The organism is Atopobiaceae bacterium (assembly GCA_022483015.1).
Lineage (GTDB): Bacteria > Actinomycetota > Coriobacteriia > Coriobacteriales > Atopobiaceae > JALCUE01.
This window is the reverse complement of the sequence record JAKVOB010000001.1, coordinates 716,589-742,997: the sequence shown is the minus strand read 5'-3', so window position 1 is coordinate 742,997 and position 26,409 is coordinate 716,589. Positions and strand designations below refer to the sequence as shown.

Sequence of the window (26,409 nt, the reverse complement as noted above, 5' to 3'; positions counted from 1 at the left end):
TGCAGCGAGGACGACTACCATCGAGTTTTGATTATGTGCTCTGATGGCACGGCCCCCTCGAGCGACAGCAACCGAATCTCTCTAGCCGACATGGGCTGCTATTTCTCCGCCATGTCGGGACAAAGCGGCCTGAGCGGCGTGACGAACGCAATGCCCCCTCGTCACTCCCCCTGACTCAACCCCTACATCGCCCGAGCGATGCCCGGCTGGTAGTCGGAGGTCTCATCCACGTCGTTCATCAGGCCGTATTCCAGCAGAATCTGCTCGAGTCGGTCCTGCTCCATGGGAGTTGGAACGGTGAAATGCTCGTTGGTGTCGATTGCCTGGGCCAGGGCACGGTACTCATCTGCCTGGGAGGACTGAGGTGCATACTGGATGACCGTCTTGCGATGGATCTCTGCGCGCTGGACCACGTTGTCACGTGGAACGAAATAGATGAGCTGCGTGTTGAGCTCCTTCGCGAAGGCCTCGAGCAGGTCGCGCTCGCGGTCGACGTTGCGGCTGTTGCAGATGATGCCCCCCAGCCTCACTCCGCCTTTGCGGGCATAGCGCGCGATGCCCTTGGAGATGTTGTTGGCCGCATAAAGCGCCATCATCTCTCCTGAGGCCACGATGTAGATCTCCTTGGCCTTACCCTCACGGATGGGCATCGCGAAACCGCCGCACACCACGTCGCCCAACACGTCGTAGAACACGTAGTCAAGATCGTCGGTATAGGCTCCCAGCTGCTCGAGGAGACCTATCGAGGTGATGATGCCGCGCCCCGCGCAGCCCACGCCCGGCTCCGGCCCACCCGACTCGACACACTTGGTACCGCCATACCCAAGCCGCAGAATGTCATCGAGCTCCACGTCGCCGTCCGAGAGGCGCAGGGTGTCGAGGACGGTCTGCTGTCCCAGGCTCCCCACAAGCAGGCGCGTGGAGTCGGCCTTAGGGTCACACCCCACGACCATGACCTTCTTGCCCTGCTCAACCAGACCGGCCGTGAGGTTCTGCGTGGTCGTCGACTTGCCGATACCGCCCTTGCCATAGATCGCAATCTGTCGATAGCCCTTGTCTGCCATGTTCGTCTCCTCTTGTCCGTGCCATTGGTTTCGTCCTGGTACATGTGATGCCTAGCCGTGCGAGAAGGTCTGCTCCGCCCGAATCGGCCGAGCATAGACCCTGCGCGAGATGTCCGTCCCGCCGAGGATGCCGACCGCGTCGGCGCGACACCTCTGGCAGTGACAGAACACCTGCAGGCACTCACCCGCCTCGACGCGAAGCCTGCCTAGGAGTGCGCAGTCTGGCGTGGAACACCAGGCGAGCTCGCCTTGTGGAATGAGCGGGATGATGTTGTATAGGCTTGCGCCTGCGTCTGCGACCGACCGCGCGACCTCGGGCACGTGGTCAGCGTTAATCTCAGGCACGAGCACGGTGTTCACCTTCACGGTGATGCCCGCCGCGCTCGCCGCGCGGATGCCCTCGAGCTGGTTGGTGATGAGCAGCCTCGCGGCATCGGTGCCCGTGTAGGTTCTGCCGTGATAGATCGCGTGCGAGCAGATTTGTTCCTGGATGGCAGGATCGACCGCGTTGACGGTCACGGTAAGCGTGTCGACGCCCACCTCGACGATCTCGTCGACCTTGTCGGGGAGCATGAGACCATTGGTACTCATGCAGGCAAGCATATTGGGAAACCGCCTCTTGACGAGACGGAAGGTCTCGAGGGCATGAGGGCTTGCGAGCGTGTCCCCAGGGCCCGCGATGCCCGCCACCGTGATGCCAGGCTCAGCCGCCACGGCACGCGCGACCGCATCGGCAGCCTCCTGCGGCGTGATGATGTCTGCCGAGACACCCGGCGCCTGTGCCTCGTCATCAATCTTGCGTACGCAGAACTTGCACTGGATGTTGCATCCCGGGCTCACAGGCAGGTGGATACGTCCCTTGTCGTTGAGGCCTCCCTGCGCGAAGCAGGGGTGCAGGAGCGAGAGCTCCTCGAGCGTATGCGCCATCTCACATCACCTCCCCAGTGTCGTCAAGCAACCCGTTGGCAAACACGTAGTCGAGCATGTCATCCACAGGGCCTCCCGCCTCGAACACGCGAAGCCCCGCACGCGCGGCGGAAACCGCCGCAGAGGGGCCGATTCTCAGCACGAAAACCGCCTCGCAGTCCGCGAGCGTCTCGGACAGCAGGCAGGCCCCTCCCCCACAGCCCCCGGGACCACCGCATCCCGGACGCGACTTGCGCGTCTCCACGAAGGACCATCCGTGCCCGTCGCTGTCGTAGACCTGGTAGTACAAGGCATTGCCAAAGTGCTCATCGACGTAGTCGCCATTGCTGCTAGCAACCGCCACGCGATGCCTCCCGCCATCTGCCACGCGTACCACCTCCCCTATCGGTACGTCGCCAGGACGCCGTTGTAGACGTCCTCGATGAGACGCAGGCCCCCGGTGAAGCCAACGTAGTTGGTGGTCAGATTGAGCCGATAGGGCGAGGGTACGGCCGCAGAGAGGAAATCGTAGCCCTTCTCGCGAGCAAGCTCCCTGTCCCAGCCGCTGCCGATGACAAGGCCACGTCCCTCATGGGTGATGTCACGGATGAGGTCCTGCACGTGCCCGGCATCCGGCTCGAACGTGAGGGGAATGGTCCGCTTGTCTGACGTCGCGGCAAGGTCCGCACGAATGGCGCCCTGGAACCTTTTGGGCGTGCCGTCGACCACAAACTGCTCCGTTGGCACGATGCCGGTCTCATGCAGCAGGAACCGAGACATGCCTACGACATAGCCCGCATCGTGGATGATGTGGGCGAAGACAGGCAGTCCGTAACGGAACTCCAGCAGGAACACGGCGAGCGTGTCGAGAGCCTCGTAGTAGGAGGCACGCTCGCACGTGATGAAATGCTCCGCAGCATCGAGGTCCAGGCCAGCATCGTTGTCCTGCGCTGCATCAAGCACGCTCCGCAGGAAGGCCTCCGCCTCGTTGGCCCCGATGGGCACGTGGGGAAATTGCACGAAGGGCTGGCCATAGAGCTGCTCCAGGTGACGCACGATCGGCAGGCCATACCATGGCGAGACGAGCACGTTGAAATTCGCCTGCGGAATCTGGCGCCACTCGGCCACGCCGGCGCTCTCCATGCCGAACAGCACGTGCACCTTGAGGCCGATGCCCTCGAGAAGCCGCTTGTACTCGCGCAGGTTTCCCTTCCAGAGGGGGTCCTGCATGGGGATGGACGCGAACAGGTTGACGCATGCCCTCTCACTGCGGACCGTCGCGTCGTTCGCCGTCGCATCGACGTACTGATCGATGATGGCGTTGACCACCACACTGTGCGCCTCAAAGTTGCTGCTCTTGAAGCCGGGAGTCTCGACCGAGACGATCGGCTGACCTTGCTCACGGAACTCCTCGACCACGCTCTCGACGTCGTCGCCCACGATGCCCGCGGTACAGCCCGTGAGCACCACCTGGAGGTCCGAGTCGAGGACCTTGGAGGCGTTGGCGATGTTCTCGCGCAACCGGTCGACCCCACCAAAGACGACCTCACGCTCGGTGAAGTTGGTGCAGGGCGTGGTGTTGACGTCGGCGTAACCGCCCACGTTGCCGAAGAAGCCCTGCTGCATCTCGCCACAGCCTGGGCCCGAGTGCAGGATGGGCATCGCATGTGGGATGGCGGCAACCGTCTCGAGGGCCCCGATGGCACACGTGTAGCGCCCCTGTTCGATCACGCCCGCCTCTTGTTTACTCACCTTGATGCGCCTCCCTTGAGGAACGTGTCTGTCGGCTGCTCGTACCACCACTTCGTGTAGGGGTTAATCGCATGCTGTGACAGGTTCTCGACGAACTCATCGTTCTCGACCGTCTCTACGAGCCTTCTCCCATAGCGCACGAGCCCCTCGTAGCCCATCATGTAATGCTCGTCACCGATGAGCAGGGTGGGTATGCCAAAGCGAGCACCCCACAACGTCATGCCGCCATGACGCGCGATGAACACGTCGGGCCGCAGGCGCGAGAGCATGTTGACGAGCTCGTACTCCTGCTTGTTGCACACGTTGTAATGAGGGATGTCGCCATAGTCGCTCACGTCATGACCAAGCAGGTCGGCCTCCGTGTTGTGGTTGTCGTAGGTGACATCGTGGTGGAAGATGAACGTGCCCGCCACGTCAAGGCCCAGCTCCCGCAGAACGGCTATGAGCGCGTGCCCATGGCTTGCCCCGGCAGCGACGTAGGCGCGCTTGCCTGCGAGCTGGTGGCGTAGCTCCTCGATCTGGGGAAGGTATCTCTCACGACGCTCCTCCACGACTCGAGCAGCCACGTCAGGTTGGCCCAGGATGCGGCCCAGCTCCTCGAACCATCTCTCGGTCTGCCTGATGCCGTAGGGAGGGGCCGTCTGGACCTCGGGGACGCCAAAGTCCTGCTCGAGAACCGCACCCAGATAGGAGCCGAGCGACGAGCAGGCCTGGATGGTCGCACGTGCCTCGCTCGCATGCTCGAGCGTGTTGACCGTCGAGTAGGGCGTGATGTAGTTGGGCTTGACCCCAAAGGGCTCGAGCCACTTCCCGAAGACATCGCTGCCCCAGAAGTTGATGACGTTGACGAAGTCACGACGCTCGCGCGCGGGCTTGATTAGCTTGCGGGCGATGCCATGGTAAGCAGCATCGAATCCGCTGGTCCAGACCTTGGAACGAAATCCCTCGCAGAAGATCGCAACCACGGGAACGCCGATTCGCTCCTCGGCCTCGCTGCAGATGCTCTCGACATCGTCGCCGATGATGCCTGCCGCGCAGGTGGTGAGCACGAAGATAGCGTGGGGATGACCCGAGCGCTCATACGCCTCGCGAATCGTGCGCGCCAGCTTGGCCCCTCCCCCATAGACGGTGTCAGTCTCCTTGAGGTTGGTGGAGTAGATGTGCCTGGTCGTGGGATGCTTCACGCCACGTAGGGGGGCGTTCACCCGATAGGTGAAGTCATAGCCGCTCAGACATGAGGAGCAGCCGACTGGCCCATGGCTGATCACGGCACCGTCCTGGATGAGGACGGTCATGCAGGCAGCCTTGGTGGTCGAGCATCCCAGGCACTGGCTGAACGAACGACCGGAATCCTTGACGCAGCCTTGGCGCGCATCATGGACGAGGTCAGCAGCACTCCCTTGGTAGCTCGTCACCGAGTTGATGCGGACCTCGCGGACGGGTACCGCCGCCAACTCGAGGTTGATGCCCTGTGCAGGCATGGTCTCTCCTTTCGCGTGAGATGGACGAAGCGATGGGCCGTCTAGGCGGACGGGACCACAGCGCCGTTGTACTTCTGCTCGATGAATCCCTTCACGTCGTCGGAGCGCAGCACCTCGACGAGCTTCGTGATGGCTTCGTTGTCCTTGTTCTCAGGACGCACCACGACGACGTTCGCGTAGGGGCTGTCGGCACTCTCGCTGAAGAGCTTGTTGGCAGTGATACCTGACTCGATGTAGCGGTTGGTATTGGTGATGTAGAGGTCGAAGCTCTCCCGGGTGGGAATGATCTGGGCGGCATCAAGCTCGACGATCTCGACCGGTCTCACGTATGTGGTGATGTCCTCCTTGGAGGCCGACAGGCTGTCCTTCGACGCATCGGACAGGACGATGAAGCCGTTGTCCTCGAGGATCTTGAGGGCCCGGTACTCGTTGGTCGCGTTGTTGGGAATGGCCACCTTGGCATCATCGGGCACGTCGGCCGTGGTTGCGTACGTGTCCGAGTAGGCGGTGATGGGCTCCACGTGGATGTTGCCGGCGCTCACCAGGTCGCCCGCGTTCTTCTGGTTCCACTCGTTGAGGTAGGGGACATGCTGGTCATAGTTGAAGTCGATCTCGCCGTCCTCGGTCCTTTGGTTGAGGGTGTCGTCCGGGGCTGTGGAGACGAGATCGACGGTGATGCCATCAGCCGCGAGGGCCGGCGCTGCATAGGCGAGGATCTCGGCGTGGGGCGTGGCATCAGCAATGGCCTTGAGCACGTACGTGCCATCCGAAGCCTTGGTGATGGGATAGGTGGCCGCCGCAGTCGCAGCAGCCGTGCCGGGAGCGGACGCGTCCGCGGAAGAGCAGCCGGAGAGTGCCGTGAGGCCCAGCGCACCGATAGCCAGTCGTGTGAAGTCACGTCGAGTAAGAAGGACGTTGGCAGATGTAAACGAAGTGTGATTTGACATGGAGGTTTCCTTATCCAAGTGATGGACCGATTAATAGCGAATTGATGTGATGCCAGAGACGGTGATGGGATGCTCGGGAGGGCTCCCTCACACGAGGGCCCGACGGCGCAGCTCGGCACGGGAGCAGACGTTGCCCGCTATCTGCACGACCGAGACGATCACGAGCAGTGCGTAGACCGCCGCGAGAAGCACGTCGTGCTGGAAGCGCTGGTAGCCAAAGCGCACGGCTATATCTCCCAGGCCTCCCGCGCCGAACATACCCGACAGGGCCGTCATCGAGATCACCGAGATGATGGCAGTGGTGAAGCCTCGCGTGAGCGAGGGAAGGGTCTCGGGGATGATGACACCGAACACGATCTGGGCATTGGTGCTCCCCATCGACCTGGCGGCATCGATGGCACCTCGGTCGACCTCAAGCAGGGAGCTCTCGACGATGCGGGCATAGAAGGGAATGCAGCAGGCCGAGACCGCGATGATGCACGAGTTCGATCCATACGACTGGCCAAACAGCAGCTGCGTCACGGGAATCATGAGGATGATCATGACCATCTCCGGCAGGGAGCGCAGGATGTTGATGAAGGTCCCCACCACCGCATGCACCGGCTTCACGGGGAGAAGCCCATTGGGATTCGTGAGCATGAGAGCCAATCCCACGAGGATGCCACCCACGAGCATGATGAGTGAGGCGAGGAGTGCCATATAGAGCGTTTCGCCGATTGCCGGGATGATGACGGACCAGACATCCGCGCTGAAGGAGTGCGCGACCACCTCCCACAACGGATACTTGAGAAGGCTCATGCGCCGACCGCCTCGAGGGTGCCACGCGCCTCTCGTGCCGACGGGTCCTGATGCCTCCGCTCGACGACCGGGCCACGCATGGCCTCGGCACGGACGGGGACTGACTGGAGGCTGCGAAAGACCTTCGCGAACAGAGCGCCCGTACGGCTCCGCGGGTTCGAGAAGATCTCGTCCACCGCGCCTTGCTCGATGACCTTCCCCTCCTCGAGGACAGCCATGTTGTGGCAGGTATATCGAATGGCATCAAGCTCGTGGGTGATCATGACGATGGTGATGCCCGTCTCGCGGTTGATGCGCTTGAGCAGGTCGAGAATCTGGATCGTGGTCTGCGGGTCGAGCGCCGAGGTCGCTTCGTCAGAGAGGAGCACGTCGGGCTTCGAGATGATGGCACGGGCGATTCCCACACGCTGCTTCTGGCCACCGGAGAGACCGCCCGGATAGGCCGGGAGCTTATCCCCGAGGCCCACGAAGCTGGCTGCCTCCCGTACGCGAGCGTCCACCTCGTCCTTCTTCGTCCCGACGATTCTCAGGGGATAGGCGATGTTGCCGTAGACCGTCTTGGACGAGAAGAGGTTGAAGTTCTGGAAGATCATGGCGACCTTCTGCCGCTCGGCCCGCAGGCTGGCGGCATCGAGGCTGGTGATGTCGACACCGTCGATAAGGACGTCACCTGCATCAGGGGTCTCGAGATGGTTGATGCAGCGCGCGAGCGTCGACTTGCCTGCACCAGAGAAACCCACGATCCCGAATATCTCACCACGAGCTATCTGCAGGTCAACACCCTTGAGAACCTCGATGCGGCCCTTGTTCGTATCGAATGACTTGTGTAGGTCATGAATCTGTATGTATGGCTTCATATAGCTGCGACTGCCCACGCGAGGCGTGTCGCTTCGCTCCTTCTCTACCGTTTGTCGATGGGCGCGACTCGCTCATCCGACACCTGAGTTGTCTGGGGAGGGAACCGTAGACGAAGACGCGCGCCGACCAGCGGCCGCGAGCACTTCGTCTCTTCTCCCGGATGCACCGACTAGCGATGAGTCGAACAACACATCCGGGAGCACATCATTCGTTCGATACGAAAATGGCCATAGCATAGGGGGAGCCTGCCAACCATGAAGACGTCGCGTTTGTTGGACGTGTGGCTGGTCATGGACTCTACCCCTCTCGTATCGTAGCTTGATAATTCCTAGTGATTCGCTAGGTTATGAGAGATATTACGGCGCCTGTTTTGCCAAGTCAACTCAAAATCGTAAATTGCCGAACAATCAGGCTCATGCCGCATCAGCTCACGAGTCACATGCCGCCGCTGCGAGCCTATGCCAGGTCACAGGCCACGAGCGTTGCTGGACCAGCAAGGAGCAGATGATGAGCGAAACACCCCTGTCATGCACCCATGCACATGTGCTAGCATCGTCATCGCATTCTCAGGGCGGGGTGAGATTCCCCACTGGCGGTAACGGCATGTGCGCATGCCGGAGCCCGCGACCCGCGTAAAGCGGCTGACCTGGTGTGATTCCAGGGCCAACGGTCAAAGTCCGGACACAAGAGAAGGAGGGCCTTCCATGGCCACCAATCCCTCTGCACGTCCCGCGACGCACTCCACCACCGGCACCATAGGTGGTTGGAACACGCGACGCATCGCCACCTGTGCGCTCTTCGTGGCAGTCGCCATCGTCGCGAGCTTCATCGAGCTGCCCATCTTCCCGGCGGCCCCCTACCTCAAGTACGACCCCTCGGGCATCGTCTGCCTCGTGGCCGGGCTCGCCTTCGGACCCGCCACGGGCGCCCTCGTCTGCGTGCTCATGTGGCTGCCCCACCTCTTCGTGGACCCGTTCGGCGCCCTCATGGGCATCGTGGCCGCCGTCTCGCTCACGGTTCCCACCGCCCTCGTCTACCAGCACATCCACACCCGCAGGGGTGCCGTCATCGGCATGGCCGTGGGCGCCGTCGTCTGCCTGGCCGCCTGCATCGGAGGCAACCTCGTCGTGACGCCGCTCTACTCGGCCGTCTCGGTCGACCAGGTCGCGGCCATGATCGTGCCGATCCTGCTGCCGTTCAACCTGCTCAAGATTGCCATCAACTGCGTGGTCACCTTCCTGGTCTACAAGAGCGTCTCCAAGCTCGTGGGAGAATGACCCGTGGCGGGCTCGCCTGACAGGCCGCCCATCCGCCTGCGCGGCGTGCGGCTCACCTATGACGAGGGCTCCACCTGGGCCCTCGCCGGCATCGACCTCGATGTGGCTGCCGGCGAGCGGCTCTGCGTCCTCGGCGCCAACGGGAGCGGCAAGTCCACGCTCGCGAGCGTCCTCTGCGGCCTGTTGGCCCCCGACGGTGGCACCGTCGAGCTGGCAGGCAGGACGGTCTTCTCGGACGGGACGCCCGATCCGGACGCCTACCGCGCCGCACGCCGAGACATCGGGCTGGTCTTCCAGAATCCCGAGGACCAGATCGTGACCACCGTGGTCGCAGACGACGTCGCCTTCGGCCCCGAGAACCTCGGCATGCCTCGTGGCGAGATCTGCCGTCGCGTGGACCGCGAGCTGGGGCGTGTGGCGATGGGGGCCTATGCCCAGGCCGACCCCACCCACCTGTCGGGTGGCCAGCAGCAGCGTGTGGCCCTGGCGGGGGCGCTCGCCATGGGACCGTCCGTCCTCGTGCTCGACGAGCCCGGTGCCTCGCTCGACGTACGCGGCCGTGCCGGCATCATGCACGTGCTCGACGAGCTTGCCGAGACGGACGTCACCACCATCCACATCACCCACTTCGTGGACGAGGCCCTCTCGGCTGACCGTGTCCTCGTGCTCGACCACGGTCACGTCGCCCTCGAGGGGACCCCCGAGGAGGTCTTCTCGCATGGCGACGAGCTCCTCGCGCTCGGCCTGACGATGCCCTTCGCGGCGCGCCTCTCGCATGCCCTCCGCGACCGCTCGGTCGACGTGCCCTCCACCTGCGATGACGAGGTCCTTCTCGACGCGGTCGCCCACAAGGGCATACAGGCGGCCGAGAGGCACCGCGCGCCCACGGGTCCCCAGGTGGAGCCCGCCCAGGCCGACACCGTCGTCGAGCTCGACCATGTGTCCTTCTCGTATGGGACACGCCCGGCCGTGGACGACCTCACGCTGGCCCTGGGGAAAGGCGAGCTCGTGGCCCTCGTGGGACAGACCGGTTCGGGCAAGTCCACGCTCGCCCACCTCGTGTGCGCCCTTGCCATGCCAGACCGGGGGAACGTCCGCATCTGCGGCGTCGACACCCATGACCGCAGGCGCCGGCGCGAGCTCAGGGGCCATGTGGGCTATGTCATGCAGCACCCCGAGCGCCAGCTCTTCGCCCAGACCATCGCCCAGGACGTCGCGTTCGGCCCGACCAACCTCGGCCTCGATGCGCAGGAGGTCTCCGACCGCGTGACCCGCACCCTCGAATTCCTGGGGATATCGGACCTGGCCGACTCCTCCCCCTTCGAGGTCTCGGGAGGTCAGCAGCGCCTGGCCGCGATTGCGGGGACCCTTGCCTCGGACCCTGACGTCCTCGTGCTCGACGAGCCCACGAGCGGGCTCGACCCGCGCGGGGCCGCGCACGTGACCGACCTCGTCCGCCGCCTCCATCAGGGCGGCAGGACCATCCTGCTCGTCTCGCACTCCATGGAGACGGTCGCCGAGCTCGCCGACCGCGTCTGCGTGCTCGACGACGGGCGCATGTGCCTCGACGACACGCCGGCGGAGGTCTTCTCGCATGGGGACGAGCTCACGGCCATGGGACTCGGGGTGCCGTCACCCCTTGCCTGGGCACGGCTCCTCGACCGACGCGGGCATGCCGGCCCCCCGCTCGCACCAGGCGGGCGTGGCCCCCTCACCATCGGTGCACTCGCAGATGCCATCGCGGGGAGGCGCTGAGATGTCCGCACGCATCGGCATGGGGAGCTACGTCCCCGGCGACTCGCCCCTCCACCGGCTCGACCCACGGTGCAAGGCGCTCGTGATGCTTGTGCTCATGGTCTCGAGCATGCTCGTGGGAACGCCGGCCCAGCTGGCGCTTGCCGCCGCCCTCACCGCATGCCTCGTGCTCGCCTGCGGGGTGCGACCAGGCCGCGTGCTCTCGTCGGTTGGGGGGATCCTCGTGTTCCTCCTGGTGGTCGGCCTCTTCAACCTCCTCTTCGTGCAGACGGGAGACGTGGTCGCGACCCTGGGTCCCGTTCGTCTCACGACCGGTGGCGTCTGGGCGGCCGTGCTCTACTCGTGCCGCTTCGGCCTGCTCGTGGTCATGGGCGCGACCCTCATGGTCACCACCACCCCCACGGCACTCGCCGACGCCTTCGAGTCCCTGCTCTCGCCCCTGTCCCACCTGGGGCTACCGGTGCATGAGGTCGCCATGGTCATGTCGCTCGCCCTGCGCTTCGTGCCGACGCTCTCCGACGAGGCGGCCGACATCCGCCAGGCCCAGGCCGCACGCGGCGGCACGCTCGAGACGGGGCGTCCCATGGAACGCGCACGTGCGGCCATGGCCCTCATGGTGCCCCTGCTCGCCGGCGCCATACGACATGCGAACGGTCTCTCGCGCGCCCTCGACGCCCGCTGCTACGAGGGCGGCGCGGCGCGCACCCACTATCACGAGCTGCGCCTGCACCCGCGTGACGGTGCCTTCGCAGCCCTCGCCGCAGGCTACCTCGCCATCCTCCTCTTCCTGGGATAGGCCTTAGGGAAGATACGTCCTAGAGCAGCCCAGCGGGTATCAGCCCCTGGGCCGAGAGCCTCGCCAGGGCGAAGGTGCAGATGCCGCCCAGGCAGACCAGCACGATGGCACCCGACACATCCGCGAGCACGCCTCCCACCCCGCGCGCACGCGCCCAGGGGGCGAGCGCCGCCGCGTCATGTCGCCAGAGACGCCATAGGACAAGGCCGCACCCGATCGCCCCGACGAGGTTCTGGAGCAGCAACTCGCCGCAGACGAGCCCGATCGCGTTGGCCAGCGCATATCCACCATCCCCGCACGCGTGATGGTCGTGCACGATGCGCAGGACCCATGCCACGAGCACCTGGGCCATGGCAGCGATGAACTCGACGAGGACCACGCCGTCATCACGCAGGTATTCGGAGAGGTCCTGGCCTGCGGCCGAGGCACCGGACATGACGATTCCCGTCGCGACGAACGGCACGATGCAGAGAAGGACCTCAAGGACCAGGAAGAGCCGGTCGAGCCCACGGGAAGGCTCGGGCGCCTGGGATGCGGGAGGACGAGGGGTCCCCTCGTCCGAGTCCGCCCTCGTGCCACGCCGGGCATCGCGGGCCCGCTTCGAGTTCCGTGCCAAACCCGATCCCCTCCCGTCAGGCCGACGACCTCCGTCGTGGAAGATTGTAGCGGCTACCTGCCGAGCAGTGCCTCGAAGCGCTCGCGCACCTGGACCACCGACAGCCCGATGATCACCTGGACCGAACGGCCGCTCTTCGCACACCCGAGGGCACCCGCTGCCTTGAAGTCCTCGTCCGAGCCCACCAGGGCCTCGTCGACCACGCTCACCCGAAGGCGGGTGGCACAGTTGCTCACGTCGACGATGTTGTCTGCACCGCCAAGCAGCCCGAGGGAGGCACGTGCGACGGCAGTCCACCTGTCCTCGGGCAGCCCACCGTCCGAGGCACCTGTCGCCTCACGGGCTCGTGCCTCCATGACCTGCTTCCGGCTCTTGAACTCGACCTGCTCCTCGTCATCCTCGCGCCCGGGCGTCCTGAAGTCGAAGCGGATGATGAGGAAGCGGAAGACCACGAAGTAGATGGCCGTGAAGCAGAGGCCGACCCCCAAGGCCACGAGATAGGTGCTCCCATGGCTGGCCGCCAGTGGGATGAGGTTGAGCGAGGCCATCTCGATGAGCCCGCCCGAGAAGACCCCCACCACGCCCAGGAGGTTGAGCACCATGGACAGGGTCGCTGCCAACAGCGCATGCACCAGGAACAGCGGCGGCGCCACGAAGAGGAACGTGAACTCGATGGGCTCGGTCACGCCGCATAGGACGGCCGTGACCGTGATGGGGATGAGCAGGGCAAGGAGCTCCTTACGCCGCTCGGGCCTGGCGGTGGCATAGAAGGCGAGCGCGATGCCGGGGCATCCGAAGACCTTCGACCATCCGGTAGCCGTATAGGAGGCATAGGGAGCCAGGTCCTTGAGCGAGTCCGTCGAGGCCGCGATCTGTGGCAGCTGCTTGGCGAAGGCCGCGTAGATGCCTCCATCGACGACCACGTTGTCATAGTAGAACGGCGCGTAGAGCAGGTGATGGAGCCCGAAGGGAATGAGGATCCTCTCGAGGAAGACGAAGACCCAGACGCCCAGCGCCCCAGAGGTCATGATGAACCCCTGGAACACATGCATCCCCACCTGCACCTTGGGCCAGAGCAGGCAGGCGAGCACGGCGAGCGGGATCATCACCACGAACGAGACCATGTACACGAAGGTCGAGCCCGAGAAGACCCCCAGCCACTCCGGGAGCTCCGTGTCGAAGAGGCGGTCGTGCAGCCAGATGACGACACCCGAGATGGCGAGCGCCCCGATCATGCCCATGTCGAGCGTCTTGATGCCGGCGATGCTGGCAAGGCCCGAGGCGTTACCGACCTCGGCAGAGAAGTCGACGCCGAGCTGGGGTCCCCAGGCGGTGAGGATGGCGTTCACGAAGTAGTTGAACGTGAGGTAGGCGACGAGCACCTCCATGCAGCATCGCGCGTTCTGCTTGGTGGCAAGCCCTATGGGCAGCGATACGGCGAACAGCAGGGGAATCTGGTTGAAGACCGTCCATCCGCCCGCGAGCACGACGCTCCAGCAGTCATACCAGACGGTCCCCTTGGCGGCCAGGTCACCGAAGATCGTCTCCGTGGTGAAGAGGGTGCCGATGCCCACGACCATCCCCGCGAACGCGAAGAGCAGCACGGGGGTGAACATGGCGCCGCCGAACCTCTGAATCCTCTGCATCATCGCAGGCGCTTCTCCCCGTCAGCTCGATGGCCGCGTCGCCTGGGACGTGCATGCGCCCAGGTGCCCCTGCCGCCCACCACAGGCCGTCCCAACTTGTTCAAACAGCTTAGCATGATTGCTGTGACCATTGGGGGCCATGGGAGGAACGGGCGGTCGGCGGACGCGAACGGTCGACACCTGCCGGCAGGCGCGACGTCCCTCCATCCCATGCGCATGGCCGAGAAGATATACTCTCTGGTGCTTCGGCACATCACCGCCCGCACGGCGGTTCGCGATACCAACGTCGAGAGGAACCATCATGGCCCAGGCCAAGACATCTGAAGACACCTGCGTCCTCGTCACCGGCGGCGCCGGCTTCATCGGAAGCCACACCGTGGTCGAGCTTCTCCAGAACGGATATCACGCCGTCATCGTCGACGACCTCTCCAACTCCTCGGAGAAGGCCGTCGACCGCATCAAGCAGATCGTCGGTCCCGAGGCCGCCAAGAACCTCACGTTCTACCAGGCTGACGTCAACGACCGCGCGAAGCTCGAGGAGGTCTTCTCCGAGAACGCGATAGACCGCGTCATCCACTTCGCCGGCTTCAAGGCCGTGGGCGAGTCGGTCACCAAGCCCATCGAGTACTACGCCAACAACCTGGGCAACACCCTCACGCTCGTGGACGTGATGCGCGAGCACGGCTGCAAGTCGATCATCTTCTCGAGCTCGTCGACCGTCTACGGCGACCCCGACAGCCTGCCGCTGACCGAGGAGAGCCCCAAGAAGCCGGCCACCAACCCCTATGGCTGGACCAAGTGGATGATCGAGCAGATCCTGACCGACCTGTACACGGCTGACCCCGAGTGGGACGTCGTCCTCCTCCGCTACTTCAACCCCATCGGCGCACACGAGAGCGGCCTCATGGGCGAGGACCCCAAGGGCATCCCCAACAACCTCGTGCCCTACGTGGCCCAGGTCGCCATCGGCAAGCGCGAGTACGTCCGCGTCTATGGTGACGACTACCCCACCCCCGACGGCACCGGCGTGCGCGACTACATCCACGTGATGGACCTCGCAAGCGGCCATGTGGCCGCGCTCGCCTGGATGAACGGCAAGGCTGGTGTCGAGATCTTCAACCTGGGCACCGGCAAGGGGTCCTCCGTGCTCGAGGTCATCAAGGCCTTCTCCAAGGCATGCGGCAAGGACCTCCCCTACAAGATCGAGCCGCGCCGCGCAGGCGACATCGCCGAGAACTACGGCAACTGCGACAAGGCGGCCCGCGAGATGGGCTGGCATGCGCGGTATGACATCGATGACATGTGCCGGGACTCCTGGAACTGGCAGCAGAAGAACCCCGACGGCTACGCGACGGCCGAGTAGCATGGGGCGTCCCTCCCAGGAAGGCGACGGCGGGGCGCGCTTCAGGGAGTTCCTCTCCCGGCATGCCCATGATCTCGACAGCTACCTGCTCGAACCCTATGACCCCACGCGTGACCAGGCCTCACCCGCTTCCGTGAGGCCTGACCTTGCGCGCTACCTCTATGGGCCGCTCACCCGCTACACGTCCAACGCGGGCAAGCGGGTGAGGCCACTCATCTGCCTGCTGGCCTGCGAGGCCACGGGCGGGCACGCGGCCGACGCGATGAGCGCAGCCGCTGCCATCGAGCACTTCCAGGGCGCAGCCCTCATCCACGACGACATAGCGGACGAGGGCACGACACGTCGCGGCGAGCCATGCCTCCACCTCACGGAGGGTATAGGCTTGGCCACCAACTGCGGTGACCTGGGCCTGGCCACCACCTTGGGACTCGTGGCCGACGACACGACGCTTGCCGTGGACGTGCGCTGCCGCGTCCTCTCGGAGCTCTATGCCATGTGCCGCCGCACGATGGAGGGCCAGGCGCTCGACCTCGGCTGGGCCCGTGACGGACGATGGGACGTCACCGCCGCGGACTACCTCGCCATGGCGACGCTCAAGACGGCGCACTACTCGGCGGCGTCGCCCCTGGCGATCGGCGCCATCATCGGCGGGGCGGACGAGACGGACGTCGAGGCGCTCCGGTCGTTCGGCCTCGACTGCGGGCTCGCCTTCCAGCTGCAGGACGACCTCCTCAACCTCGTCGGCGACGCAGAGGCCCAAGGCAAGGACTTCCGCGGTGACATCACGGAGGGCAAGCGGACCCTCGTCGCCGTGCTCGCGCTCGCATCCGCCCCCGCCCCGGAGGCGGACGAGCTCGTGCGGATTCTCTCTGCTCATGAGACGGGCACGGACCAGCTCGCCCGGGCGGTTGATATCATGGAGGCTTGTGGAGCGGTCGACCAGGCACGGACGCACGCGCTCGAGCTGGTCGACAGGGCCAAGCGGACCCTCGCAGGCAGCAGCCTCACGGCCGGCTACATGGCCACGCTCGCATCGATGGCAGACTTCTTCGTGGCACGCGGCGCCTGAGCGCCCGACCACCGGCAAGGGAGAACACGAACCATGGAACCTATCGTCGAGGGCATGAGCGGCGCCGCCGTCGAGGACATACAGGACCGCCTCGCGCACCTGGGATATGACGTACCGGCCGACGAGCGCGACGCGCATGCCTTCGGGCATGCGACGGCACAGGCGGTGGCCCGCTTCAGGGTCGACCACAACCTCGCCCTCGGCACCGACATGGACTCCCAGACCTGGGCAGCCCTTGTGGACGAGACCTACGAGATGGGCGATAGGACCCTGTACCTGCGTCTCCCCAACTTCCATGGCAATGACGTGCGGTCCCTGCAGACCTGCCTCAACATCCTGGGCTTCTCGTGCGGCGAGACCGACGGCTGCTACGGTGTGCACACCGAGGCCGCCGTGAAGCAGTTCCAGGAGAACGTGGGCGTCTTTGCCGACGGCATGGCCTTCCAGGACACCTTCGACGCCATCGAGCGCCTGCACCACGTCTGGGCCGGAAAGCCGGCCGCAGGGCCGCACCCCATGGGTCCCATGGGCTTCGCCCGCGCGGCCCGCGTGCTCGAGGGCGTGAGCCTCTCCATCACCGCCTGCGACCCCATCTCGAGGAACGTCGCCGGCAGGATCTGGAACCTCGCGACGGCCACGGCCGATGCCTCGGGCATCAGGCTGGTCGAGTCTGCCTCCGAGGGCGACCCGACCGACAACGCCGTCCTCGTGCTCGCATGCAAGGCCCCGGACGACGGCGAGAAGGTCGCCAACGTCGTCATGGGAGAGATGAGCGAGCTGCCCATGCGCATCCGGACCGCCTGCGGCAGCACCACGATGCGTCCCCCCACGGTGCGCATCCAGCTCCCCTGCGGTGACGCCTGCGACGGCACCTTCACCACCGCCGACGCACAGACGCTGGCCGTCATGCTGCTCGACGCGATCTGCACCGCCTTCTCTGCGTAGGAGCCGCATCAGGGCCCATACCTGATACACTGTTCGAGCGGAGCCAGCCTCCGGAGATGGGGCATCGTCCAGCGGCAGGACACGGGTTTTTGGTGCCTGGAACGGGGGTTCGAATCCCTCTGCCCCAGCCAATGCGTCATACGAGGCCCCCGACCATGGGGGCCTCGTGCATGCAGGTCACGACGAGCCTGCCGTCCGTGCGTAGGTTTCCTGCAAGCCCCCTTTGCGTGCGTGGAACGTCCCATGCCCTGCGGTATGATGGGACAGCTGTGTCATGCCCAACCAGGAGGCCCCACCACATGCCAACCACCGCCATCGTCCTTGCTGCCGGAGAGGGCACGCGCATGAAGTCGCGCCGTGCCAAGGTCCTGCACGAGATGCTCGGGAAGCCGCTCGTCAGCTGGGCGGTCCGTGCCGCCAAGGACGCCGGCTGCGACCGGGTCGTCGTGGTCGTGGGCAATGACTCCGAAGAGGTCCGGGACACGCTCTCCGCCACAGGCGTCGAGTGCGTCGAGCAGGCCGAGCGCCTGGGCACGGGACATGCCGTGCGCTGTGCCCTCGATTCGGTCGGCACCCTCACGGGCACCGTCGTCGTCATGTACGGGGACACCCCGCTCGTGCGCGCCTCCACCATCAAGGCGCTGGCCGACCGCGTCACCACCGGTGACACCGCCGCGGCAGTGCTCACCATGAGTCCTTCCGACCCCTCCGGATACGGGCGCATCAAGCTCGACGGCGGCCAGGTCACCGCCATCATCGAGGACAAGGACTGCACGCCCTGAGCAGCGCACCAGCCTCACGGAGTGCAACTCGGGCGTCTATGCCTTCGATGCGTCGCAGCTCACGGCTCACATCGGTGAGATCGGCCGCGACAACGCGCAGGGTGAGTACTACCTCACCGACATGATCGAGATCCTCCGCAAGGCGGGCCGCACGGTCTGCTCCGTCCACGTCGACGACGACACCGAGATGCTCGGCGTGAACTCTCGCTCGCAGCTCGCGGATGCCACGCGCATCATGCAGGGCCGCATCAACGCGAGCCTCATGGACGAGGGCGTCACCATGCTCGACCCCTCGCTCGTCTGGGTGGGTCCTGACGTCACCGTGGGCCAGGACACGACGCTGCTCCCCCTCACCTTCCTTGCCGGCGACACCCACATCGGCTCCGACTGCACCGTGGGTCCCAACACACGCCTGACCGACACCCGCGTGGGCGACGGCTGTGTCGTGGACGAGACGGTCGCCATCTCGGCGACCCTCGAGAACCATGTCACCTGCGGGCCTCGTGCCTACCTGCGTCCCGGGGCGCACCTCCTCGACGACTCGAAGGCAGGCACCCATGTGGAGATCAAGAACTCCACCATCGGCGTCGGCTCCAAGGTGCCGCACCTCTCCTACATCGGCGACACCACCATGGGGTCGGGCGTCAACATCGGCGCCGGCTCCATCACCTGCAACTATGACGGCATCAACAAGAACCACACCACCATCGGCGACGACGTCTTCGTCGGCTCCGACACCATGATGGTGGCCCCCGTCAACATCGGTGCCGGCGCACTCGTAGGCGCCAGCAGCTGCATCACGAAGGACGTCCCTGCCGACGCGCTCGCCCTCGAGCGCAGCGAGCAGAAGATGGTCGAAGGCTATGCACCAGTCCGAAGGAAGCGTCTCGAGCAGGAAAAGGAAGGGCAGCGGTAATGGCAGAGGCACACTTCAAGAACCTCGAGGACCTCGACGAGCTCACCCCCGTCAGGAAGAACCTCAAGCTCTACACGGGCACGAGCAACCCTGCGCTGGCCGAGGCCATCGCAGAAATCCTCCATGTGGAGCTGCAGGGGCTCACCCTCGAGAAGTTCGCGAACGGCGAGATCTACGCACGCTATGACGAGTCCGTGCGTGGCAGCGACGTCTTCTTCATCCAGTCGGTCGCCGGCAACGTCAACGACATGCTCATGGAGGTGCTCATCGCCTGCGACGCCGCCAAGCGCGCGAGCTGCCGCACCTTCACGGCGGTCCTCCCCCACTATGCCTATGCCCGCCAGGACCGCAAGGCCGCTCCCCGCGAGCCCATCACGGCACGTCTCGTGGCCAACCTCCTCGAGACCGCCGGCTGCGACCGCGTGATCACGCTCGACCTGCACCAGGGCCAGATCCAGGGCTTCTTCGACATCCCCGTGAACCACCTCACGGCGCTCTCGCTCTTCGCGGAGTACTACAAGGAGAAGGACCTCGACTGGGACAACACCGTCGTCGTCTCCCCCGACGTGGGCCGTGCCAAGGCCGCCAAGAAGCTCTCCGACATGCTGGGCTGCTCGCTGGCCATCGCCCACAAGGGCCGTCCCAAGCACAACATGGCCGAGGTCATGGCCGTCATCGGAGACATCGATGGCAAGACCTGCATCATCAACGATGACATGATCGACACCGCGGGCACCCTCTGCGGATCCGTCAAGGAGCTCAAGGCCAAGGGCGCCGGTGACATCTACGTGGGTGCCACGCACGGCATCTTCTCGGGCCCCGCCATCGAGCGCCTCGCGGATGCCCCCATCAAGGAGTGCGCCGTCACCGACTCCGTGCCCTGCGACGCCGCACACGCCTGCGAGCACATCCACTACATCTCGGTGGCCAACGAGCTTGCCGAGGCCATCTATCACGTCTTCACCGAGACGAGCGTCTCTCGCCAGTTCGGTGCGGACCTCACGCTGTAGGAACGGCTCGATGTCTCACAACCATGCGGGCAACGGAGGACCTCGTCAGGCGACGCCTGGCGAGGTCCTCGTCGTCTTCGGCCTTGGCAACCCTGGGGCCGAGTATGCCGGGACCCGCCACAACGCCGGCTTCGCCACCATCGACGAGCTCGCCCGCCGTCATGGTGCCACCTACTGGAAGAGCGAGGAGGGCGCCGACGTGGCCTCCACGACCATCTCGGGCCACGAGGTCCTTCTCGCCAAGCCCCAGACCTACATGAACTGCTCGGGCGGACCGGTGGCAAAGCTCGCGAGCGCCCATGGCATCGCAGCGCGGAACATCCTCGTGGTCCATGACGACCTTGACATCCCAGCCGGGGACGTGCGCGTGAAGTTCGGCGGCGGACATGGGGGCCACAACGGGCTGCGCTCCATCATCGACAAGCTCACGAGTCGCGATTTCTCTCGCGTACGCTGCGGCATCGGCCGTCCGCCCGGAAGGATGGACCCAGCCGACTACGTCCTGCGCACCCTCAAGGGCAGCTTCGCCGACGACTTCGCGGCCATGGTCACCACCGCAGCGGATGTCGTGGAATCGTGTGTGAACGATGGTGTCATACCGACCAGGGACAAGTTCAACACGCACGCCTAAATGGAGGAACATTTCGCGTGCGCTGTAGCAAAATGGGTAGGTAAGACCGTGGTCGCTCGCAAGGTCCTCCTAGGACCGAGGGGAGCGATGCGCAGCAGGCAACTACGAGAGGAGTTCGTGCATGTTCAAGATCCTCGATAAGGAGCAGTACTCGGAGAAGGTGTTCAAGTTCCGCGTGGAGGCACCGCAGATGGCCAAGAAGGCACAGGCCGGGCAGTTCCTCATGGTTCGTGCGGACGACCGCGGCGAGCGCGTGCCCTTCACCTTTGCCAACTGGAACGCTGACGAGGGCTGGATTGAGTTCATCTTCATGGTGATCGGCAAGACCACCAAGATGCTCGCCACCTACGAGGCCGGCGACTCGCTCGCCGACATCACCGGCCCGCTGGGCAACCCCACCGAGATGGAGGAGGGCACCTGGGCCGTCATCGGAGGCGGCGTGGGACTCGCCATCGCCTACCCCGTGGCCCGCATGCTCTGCGAGACCGGCCACAAGGTCAACGTCATCATGGGCGCCCGCACCAAGGACCTGCTCCTGCTCACCGAGCAGTTCGAGCAGCTTCCCCTCGAGCACCTCTACATCACCACCGATGACGGCACCGCCGGCGAGAAGGGCGTCGTCACGCTCCCGCTCGAGCGCATGTGCGAGGCCAAGGAGCTCGACCACGTCTTCGCCGTCGGCCCCGTGCCGATGATGAAGTTCTCAGCCATGACCTGCGAGAAGTACGACGTGCCCATCACCGCGAGCCTCAACCCCATCATGGTCGACGGCACGGGCATGTGCGGCTGCTGCCGCGTCGAGGTCGACGGCAAGACCAAGTTCGCCTGCGTCGACGGCCCTGACTTCGATGCCACCAAGGTCGACTGGAACGACCTTCGCGCCCGCCAGGCGTCATATCGCACAGAAGAGGGTCAGGCCCTCAAGGCCTATGAGGAGGAGACGTGCCCATGCCACAGGTAGACGGAAAGTACAAGCCCAACATCGGTGCCCCGCGCACGCCTGCCCGCGAGGAGCCTGCCTCCGAGCGCGCCAAGGACTTCCGTCCGGTCGACACCGGCTTCACCCGTGACGACGCCATCGCCGAGGCCAACCGTTGCCTCGACTGCAAGAAGCCCCTCTGCGTGACGGGCTGCCCCGTCGGCATCAACATCCCGGGCTTCATCGAGAAGATCCGCGACGAGAAGTGCGGCCAGGGCCTCGACATCATCCGCGAGGCCAGCATGCTCCCCTCGATCTGCGGCCGCGTCTGCCCGCAGGAGAACCAGTGCGAGGGCAAGTGCATCCTCGGCAAGAAGGGTGAGCCGGTGGCCATCGGCCAGCTCGAGCGCTACCTCGGCGACAACGCCCGCGACCAGGCGACCGACCCGGTCTGTCGCCACAAGAACACGCACAAGGTCGCCGTCGTGGGCTCCGGCCCCTCCGGCCTCGCCTGCGCCGGCCAGCTCGCATCCCAGTGCTTCGACGTCACCGTGTTCGAGGCCTTCTTCACCGGCGGCGGCGTGCTCACCTACGGCATCCCCGAGTTCCGTCTTCCCAAGGCCATCGTCAAGCGCGAGATCGACGGCCTGGAGCTCATGGGCGTCAACTTCGAGTACGACTCCGTGGTCGGGCGCCTCTTCAACGCCCAGGACCTCTTCGACGAGGGCTTCGAGGCCATCTACGTCGCCGTGGGTGCCGGCCTTCCCAAGTTCCTCAACGTGCCCGGCGAGAACCTCCCTGGCGTGTTCTGCGCCAACGAGTACCTCACGCGCGTCAACCTCATGAAGGCCAACCGCTTCCCCAAGTTCGACACGCCCACCAAGCACGGCAAGCATGTCGTCGTCTTCGGTGGCGGCAACGTGGCCATGGACTCCGCCCGTACGGCCCTGCGCCTGGGTGCCGACAAGGTCACGCTCGCCTATCGCCGTGGCGAGGAGGAGATGCCCGCGAGGCGCGCGGAGCTTCACCACGCCAAGCAGGAGGGCGTCGAGATCCTCCCACTCGTGAGCCCGCTGGCCTTCGAGGCCGACGAGGACGGCAACGTGGCCAAGGTCGAGCTCGAGCGCATGGAGCTCGGCGAGCCCGACGAGTCCGGCCGTCGTCGCCCCAAGCCCATCGAGGGCTCGGACTTCGAGATCGACTGCGACGTGGTCGTCACCGCCATCGGCACGAACGCCAACCCGTTCGCCAAGATGATCGGCGACGTCGAGACCAACAAGTGGGGCTACATCGACACCGACGAGGACGGTCGCACGTCCAACCCCAAGATCTGGGCCGGCGGCGACATCGTGACCGGCTCGGCCACCGTCATCCTGGCCATGGGTGCCGGCAAGAAGGCCGCTGCCTCCATCGAGAAGGCCCTGCTGGGCGAGTAGCACCACCACGCACGAATATGAGAGGGCCCGTCTCCCCCAAGGGAGGCGGGCCCTCTTCGGCAAACAGGGGACCGACCCTAGATGCTCTTCTTGATGGCTTCCATGAGGCCACGGACCATATCAGGTCCCGCGCCTGACAGAGCTGTTGTCAGCCATCTTGATGGGTCTCCCCGAGACCGAAGTGCTCCCGAGCCGTATCCGTCAGGATGAAGCGAAGGGGCCTCTTGGATATCGTCCTGATGAGCCCGCGCCCCTCCAGGGCCTTGAGGTGCTTCCTCGTCTGCTGCGTTCCCAGCCCGAGATGACTCGCCACCTCGGAGGTGGATGCCTCAGGGAACGTCGCGAACAGATCGAGTTGCACGAGCATGAAGATGGCATCCTTCTCGCTCTTGGCGAGGCCCTCCCCCTCGCTGAGGGCCTCGAGTCTCTCGAGGACATCGTCGAGCCGATTGACCTTCTCCTCGAGGTCCTCGACGATCTCGCTCTGGGCCATCCTCACGTCCTCGAGAATGTTCATCACGAAGAACGTCAGCTCGCCATGGTCGAGAGGGTCCTCGACAAGCCTGAACGACTTGTAGTAGGCGTCCCTGTTCTCTGCGATCACGCGGGAGACGGACAACGCGGTCACCACCGAGAGCGGCCTCGTTAGGAAGAGGGCGAGCAGATACCTCCCCGTCCGGCCGTTCCCGTCATAGAACGGGTGAGCGTACTCGAAGACATAGTGCGCCATGATCGCGCTATATGTGTTGGGGACCTCATCGGAGTTGGCAAGGTCGAGCATGAGGCCCATCACCTCGATGATCCTGCTCTCCGGATACAGTCCCTGATGAAGGACCTTCGACCCGCTGCCGATTATCTCGACCTCGCCCCTTCTGAAGACCTTGCCATCGGGCTTGCTCGCATCAGACAGCGGCTCACCCTGCATGAGCTTGTCATATATGGCGCGAATGTCCATGGGAGTCAGGGGGAACGTCTTGTCTTGGTTGCTGAGCTCGAGGTACATCTTGGCGAGCTCCCTGAACCTCTTTGCCCTAAGGGGGTCGTCAGGAAGCTCGGCATCCAGGAGGTCGTGTATCTGCTTGCGCGTGCTGTGGATTCCCTCAAGGTCGTTGGTGCAGACGACCTCGTCCATGACGAGCCCCCTCACGAGTGCTCCCCGGGCAACAGGAGGGAGGCTCCGCATGGTACCCGACACCTTACGCTCGAGGCGAAGGACCTTCTCGTTGAGAAGGGACAGCTCCCGAGGCACCGCCAGGAAGAGTTCCCCAGAGGGGGTCATGATGCCGGTGCGGAAGGTCGAGTCGGCTTCAAGCCGCTGCTTGGCACGCTCCCTGCTCGTCGAGAAGCGCTCGGGCGAGGAATCCATATGGAACAGCTTCGAAAGCGGCACGGTTGGCATGGCCCGACTCCAGACGACAGATAGCAAGACGAGTGGCGCAGGCCACTTCTTGTTGATATGATTCGCCTGATAGTATCAATTAGACAAGATTCATGTCATTCTTATCTATAATTTTCTCCTGTTTGTACAAATACGACAAAACCGTCCGAGCACCGAAGCCCTATAGAACCCTCTCCGCCGATGACGCCCCCATAAGCGGTGCCTAGATGCTCTTCTTGATGGCATCCATGAGGCCACGGGCGACGCTCGTGCCGATGCTGCGGCTCATCGAGGTGGCGACGGAGCCGGCGAGCTTCTCGGCATCCGACTTCTGATGGACGGACGCACTCTGCTTGGCCTTGTCGGCGCGTGCCTCGGCCGCCTCAGCATCAGCCTTCGCCTTCTCGGCCTTGGCCTGGGCGATCTCTGCCTCTGCCTGGGCCTTTGCAGCCTCGGCCTGGGCCTTTGCGATCTCGGCCTGCTCCTTTGCACTCGGAGCTGCTGCCGCCGCTGCGGGTGCGGACGCAGGTGCTGCGGGTACAGGTTGTGTCTGGTCGTCCATGATGGTTCCCCCTTGAGGATCGGTCCCGTCGGCGACGGGAGCTGTCTCGGCCGTCTGGCCTGTCTGTGGCTGTGTGGTCGGCTGGCCCGAGAGGCTCTCATAGGCACTCGGACGGTCGACCTCGGCAAGGTACTTGGGAGCGAGCGTGTCCGCGGAGCGGACCTTCTCGCGGACGTCATCGGCACATGCCCCCATCGAGCAGCAGGGGGCGATGACCTTCGCACGCTCCACCACACCTGGCTTGCCGTCGGCATCGAGGAGGCTCACGAGGGCCTCCCCCGTCGCCAGCTCACCGATGGCCTCGGCCGTGTCGAAGGCCGGGTTGGCCCTGAAGCTGTCAGCCGCCGCGCGGACCGCCCTCTGGTCCGACGGCGTGTACGCGCGAAGGGCGTGCTGCACCCTGTTGCCCAGCTGGGCGAGCACCGGGTCAGGGATGTCGGAGGGAACCTGCGTGATGAAGAAGACGCCCACGCCCTTGGAACGGATGAGACGGACCACCTGCTCGACCTTCTGCACGAGCGCCTTGGAGGCGTCGTCGAACAGGAGATGGGCCTCGTCGAAGAAGAAGCAGACCTTGGGCCTCTCCTGGTCCCCCACCTCGGGAAGCGTCTCATAGAGCGAGGTCAGCATCCAGAGGAGGAACGTGGAGTAGAGCAGGGGCGACTGGACGAGCCTCGTGCAGTCGAGCACGTTGAGGTAGCCATGGCCGGCGTCATCGGTGGCCAACCAGTCATTGATGTCGAGCGCTGGCTCCCCGAAGAAGACGTCGCCGCCTGCGTCCTCGAGCGAGAGGAGCGAGCGCTGTATGGCACCGATGCTTGCCGTGGAGACGTTCCCATAGGTCGTACGGTACGTCGCCGCGTTCTGTCCCACGCTCGCCACCATGGCGCGCAGGTCCTTGAGGTCTATGAGCGCAAGGCCCTGGTCGGCAGCCACATGGAAGACGATCGAGAGGACCCCGGTCTGCACGTCGGTGAGGTCGAGGATACGGGCCATGCATGCCGAGCCCATCTGCGACACGGTGGCCCGCACCGGGGTGCCCCCCTCGCCATAGACATCCCAGAAGCGTGTGGGACACGCATGGAAGTCCATGTCATCGATGCCGAGGGCATGGAGGCGAGCCGCGAGCTTGTCAGTGGGCTCGCCTGCCACGGCCACACCGGAGACGTCACCCTTCACATCGGCAAGGAAGCATGGGACGCCGGCATCGGAAAGGCTCGAGGCGATGGTCTTGAGCGTGACCGTCTTGCCCGTGCCCGTGGCACCCGCGATGAGGCCGTGTCGGTTACACATGGCCGGAAGGAGGCACAGGTCGGCATCGGCGTGGGCTATGACGAGCTTGCCGTCAGAGAACAAGGAGACCTCCGATCCGGGGCAAGGCCCCGAGCCATATCCGCAGGATCACAGCTACAAGATACCGCTTGCCAAGGAAGAAGGACCCACATATCGGGAGAAGGTCGATGTTTTCGCCTGAGCCCGAAGGCAGGGGCCGACGACCAGAC

22 protein-coding genes, 1 tRNA gene, 1 pseudogene and 1 riboswitch are annotated in these 26,409 nt (G+C 64.9%); of the genes and pseudogenes, 12 read left to right on the top strand and 12 right to left on the bottom strand.

Annotation, left to right across the window (positions count from 1 at the left end):
• Positions 1-182: 182 nt before the first annotated feature.
• From nifH to LKE50_03300, 8 genes are all read right to left on the bottom strand, one after another.
• Positions 183-1,064, bottom strand: coding sequence for a nitrogenase iron protein (gene nifH / locus LKE50_03335; GenBank protein ID MCH3967644.1), 882 nt, complete (start codon positions 1,062-1,064; stop codon positions 183-185).
• A 51-nt stretch (positions 1,065-1,115) separates the two neighbouring features.
• Positions 1,116-1,991 (bottom strand): radical SAM protein, encoded by an 876-nt coding sequence (locus LKE50_03330; protein MCH3967643.1) that lies wholly within the window; start codon positions 1,989-1,991, stop codon positions 1,116-1,118.
• Position 1,992: 1 nt separating this feature from the next.
• The gene (locus tag LKE50_03325; protein MCH3967642.1) at positions 1,993-2,358 is read right to left on the bottom strand and encodes a hypothetical protein; all 366 of its coding nucleotides are present in this window, start codon (positions 2,356-2,358) and stop codon (positions 1,993-1,995) included.
• A gap of 14 nt (positions 2,359-2,372) precedes the next feature.
• Positions 2,373-3,722 (bottom strand): hypothetical protein, encoded by a 1,350-nt coding sequence (locus tag LKE50_03320; protein MCH3967641.1) that lies wholly within the window; start codon positions 3,720-3,722, stop codon positions 2,373-2,375.
• Entirely contained in the window at positions 3,719-5,203 is a 1,485-nt protein-coding gene (locus tag LKE50_03315; GenBank protein MCH3967640.1) for a hypothetical protein, read from the bottom strand. The genes LKE50_03320 and LKE50_03315 overlap by 4 nt, the downstream gene beginning before the upstream one ends.
• Positions 5,204-5,244: 41 nt before the next feature.
• On the bottom strand, positions 5,245-6,150 hold the full coding sequence (locus LKE50_03310; GenBank protein MCH3967639.1) for a MetQ/NlpA family ABC transporter substrate-binding protein: 906 nt from the start codon (positions 6,148-6,150) through the stop codon (positions 5,245-5,247).
• An 87-nt stretch (positions 6,151-6,237) separates the two neighbouring features.
• Positions 6,238-6,948 (bottom strand): ABC transporter permease, encoded by a 711-nt coding sequence (locus LKE50_03305; protein ID MCH3967638.1) that lies wholly within the window; start codon positions 6,946-6,948, stop codon positions 6,238-6,240.
• Positions 6,945-7,688 carry an ATP-binding cassette domain-containing protein gene (locus LKE50_03300; GenBank protein ID MCH3967637.1) on the bottom strand — a complete coding sequence of 248 codons (744 nt, stop codon included), beginning with the start codon at positions 7,686-7,688 and terminating at the stop codon, positions 6,945-6,947. Before LKE50_03300 ends, LKE50_03305 begins: the two co-directional genes overlap by 4 nt.
• Positions 7,689-8,364: 676 nt before the next feature.
• A riboswitch (FMN riboswitch) is annotated at positions 8,365-8,503 on the top strand.
• A 7-nt stretch (positions 8,504-8,510) separates the two neighbouring features.
• On the opposite strand from LKE50_03300, the gene LKE50_03295 reads away from it, so the two are divergent.
• From LKE50_03295 to LKE50_03285, 3 genes are read left to right on the top strand one after another with little or no spacing between them, the layout of a single operon-like run.
• Entirely contained in the window at positions 8,511-9,083 is a 573-nt protein-coding gene (locus tag LKE50_03295; GenBank protein MCH3967636.1) for an ECF transporter S component, read from the top strand.
• 3 nt (positions 9,084-9,086) lie between these two features.
• Positions 9,087-10,838: an energy-coupling factor transporter ATPase gene (locus LKE50_03290; GenBank protein MCH3967635.1), complete on the top strand. Its 1,752-nt coding sequence runs from the start codon at positions 9,087-9,089 to the stop codon at positions 10,836-10,838.
• Position 10,839: 1 nt separating this feature from the next.
• On the top strand, positions 10,840-11,634 hold the full coding sequence (locus LKE50_03285; GenBank protein MCH3967634.1) for an energy-coupling factor transporter transmembrane protein EcfT: 795 nt from the start codon (positions 10,840-10,842) through the stop codon (positions 11,632-11,634).
• 19 nt (positions 11,635-11,653) lie between these two features.
• Here the strand turns inward: LKE50_03285 and LKE50_03280 are convergent, their stop codons facing one another.
• Positions 11,654-12,250, bottom strand: coding sequence for a hypothetical protein (locus LKE50_03280; protein ID MCH3967633.1), 597 nt, complete (start codon positions 12,248-12,250; stop codon positions 11,654-11,656).
• A 53-nt stretch (positions 12,251-12,303) separates the two neighbouring features.
• Positions 12,304-13,899, bottom strand: coding sequence for an alpha-glucoside-specific PTS transporter subunit IIBC (locus LKE50_03275; GenBank protein MCH3967632.1), 1,596 nt, complete (start codon positions 13,897-13,899; stop codon positions 12,304-12,306).
• A 298-nt stretch (positions 13,900-14,197) separates the two neighbouring features.
• On the opposite strand from LKE50_03275, the gene galE reads away from it, so the two are divergent.
• From galE to gltA, 9 genes and pseudogenes are all read left to right on the top strand, one after another.
• A complete protein-coding gene (gene galE / locus LKE50_03270) occupies positions 14,198-15,259 on the top strand; it encodes a UDP-glucose 4-epimerase GalE (GenBank protein MCH3967631.1) in 1,062 nt (353 codons plus the stop codon).
• Position 15,260: 1 nt separating this feature from the next.
• A complete protein-coding gene (locus LKE50_03265) occupies positions 15,261-16,328 on the top strand; it encodes a polyprenyl synthetase family protein (protein MCH3967630.1) in 1,068 nt (355 codons plus the stop codon).
• A gap of 33 nt (positions 16,329-16,361) precedes the next feature.
• The gene (locus LKE50_03260; GenBank protein ID MCH3967629.1) at positions 16,362-17,273 is read left to right on the top strand and encodes a peptidoglycan-binding protein; all 912 of its coding nucleotides are present in this window, start codon (positions 16,362-16,364) and stop codon (positions 17,271-17,273) included.
• Positions 17,274-17,330: 57 nt separating this feature from the next.
• Positions 17,331-17,404 (top strand) — tRNA-Gln (locus LKE50_03255).
• Between the two features lie 168 nt (positions 17,405-17,572).
• A pseudogene (glmU, locus tag LKE50_03250) lies at positions 17,573-18,971 on the top strand (bifunctional UDP-N-acetylglucosamine diphosphorylase/glucosamine-1-phosphate N-acetyltransferase GlmU).
• Positions 18,971-19,981: a ribose-phosphate pyrophosphokinase gene (locus tag LKE50_03245; GenBank protein ID MCH3967628.1), complete on the top strand. Its 1,011-nt coding sequence runs from the start codon at positions 18,971-18,973 to the stop codon at positions 19,979-19,981. The pseudogene glmU and the gene LKE50_03245 overlap by 1 nt, the downstream one beginning before the upstream one ends.
• A gap of 10 nt (positions 19,982-19,991) precedes the next feature.
• Positions 19,992-20,612 carry an aminoacyl-tRNA hydrolase gene (gene pth, locus LKE50_03240; GenBank protein ID MCH3967627.1) on the top strand — a complete coding sequence of 207 codons (621 nt, stop codon included), beginning with the start codon at positions 19,992-19,994 and terminating at the stop codon, positions 20,610-20,612.
• A 121-nt stretch (positions 20,613-20,733) separates the two neighbouring features.
• Positions 20,734-21,573 (top strand): sulfide/dihydroorotate dehydrogenase-like FAD/NAD-binding protein, encoded by an 840-nt coding sequence (locus LKE50_03235; protein ID MCH3967626.1) that lies wholly within the window; start codon positions 20,734-20,736, stop codon positions 21,571-21,573.
• Entirely contained in the window at positions 21,561-22,967 is a 1,407-nt protein-coding gene (gltA, locus tag LKE50_03230) for an NADPH-dependent glutamate synthase (protein MCH3967625.1), read from the top strand. The genes LKE50_03235 and gltA overlap by 13 nt, the downstream gene beginning before the upstream one ends.
• Before the next feature lie 148 nt (positions 22,968-23,115).
• On the opposite strand, the gene LKE50_03225 is transcribed toward gltA, so the two are convergent.
• Entirely contained in the window at positions 23,116-24,333 is a 1,218-nt protein-coding gene (locus LKE50_03225; protein MCH3967624.1) for a Fic family protein, read from the bottom strand.
• A 235-nt stretch (positions 24,334-24,568) separates the two neighbouring features.
• Positions 24,569-26,263, bottom strand: coding sequence for a DUF853 domain-containing protein (locus LKE50_03220; protein MCH3967623.1), 1,695 nt, complete (start codon positions 26,261-26,263; stop codon positions 24,569-24,571).
• Positions 26,264-26,409 lie beyond the last annotated feature (146 nt).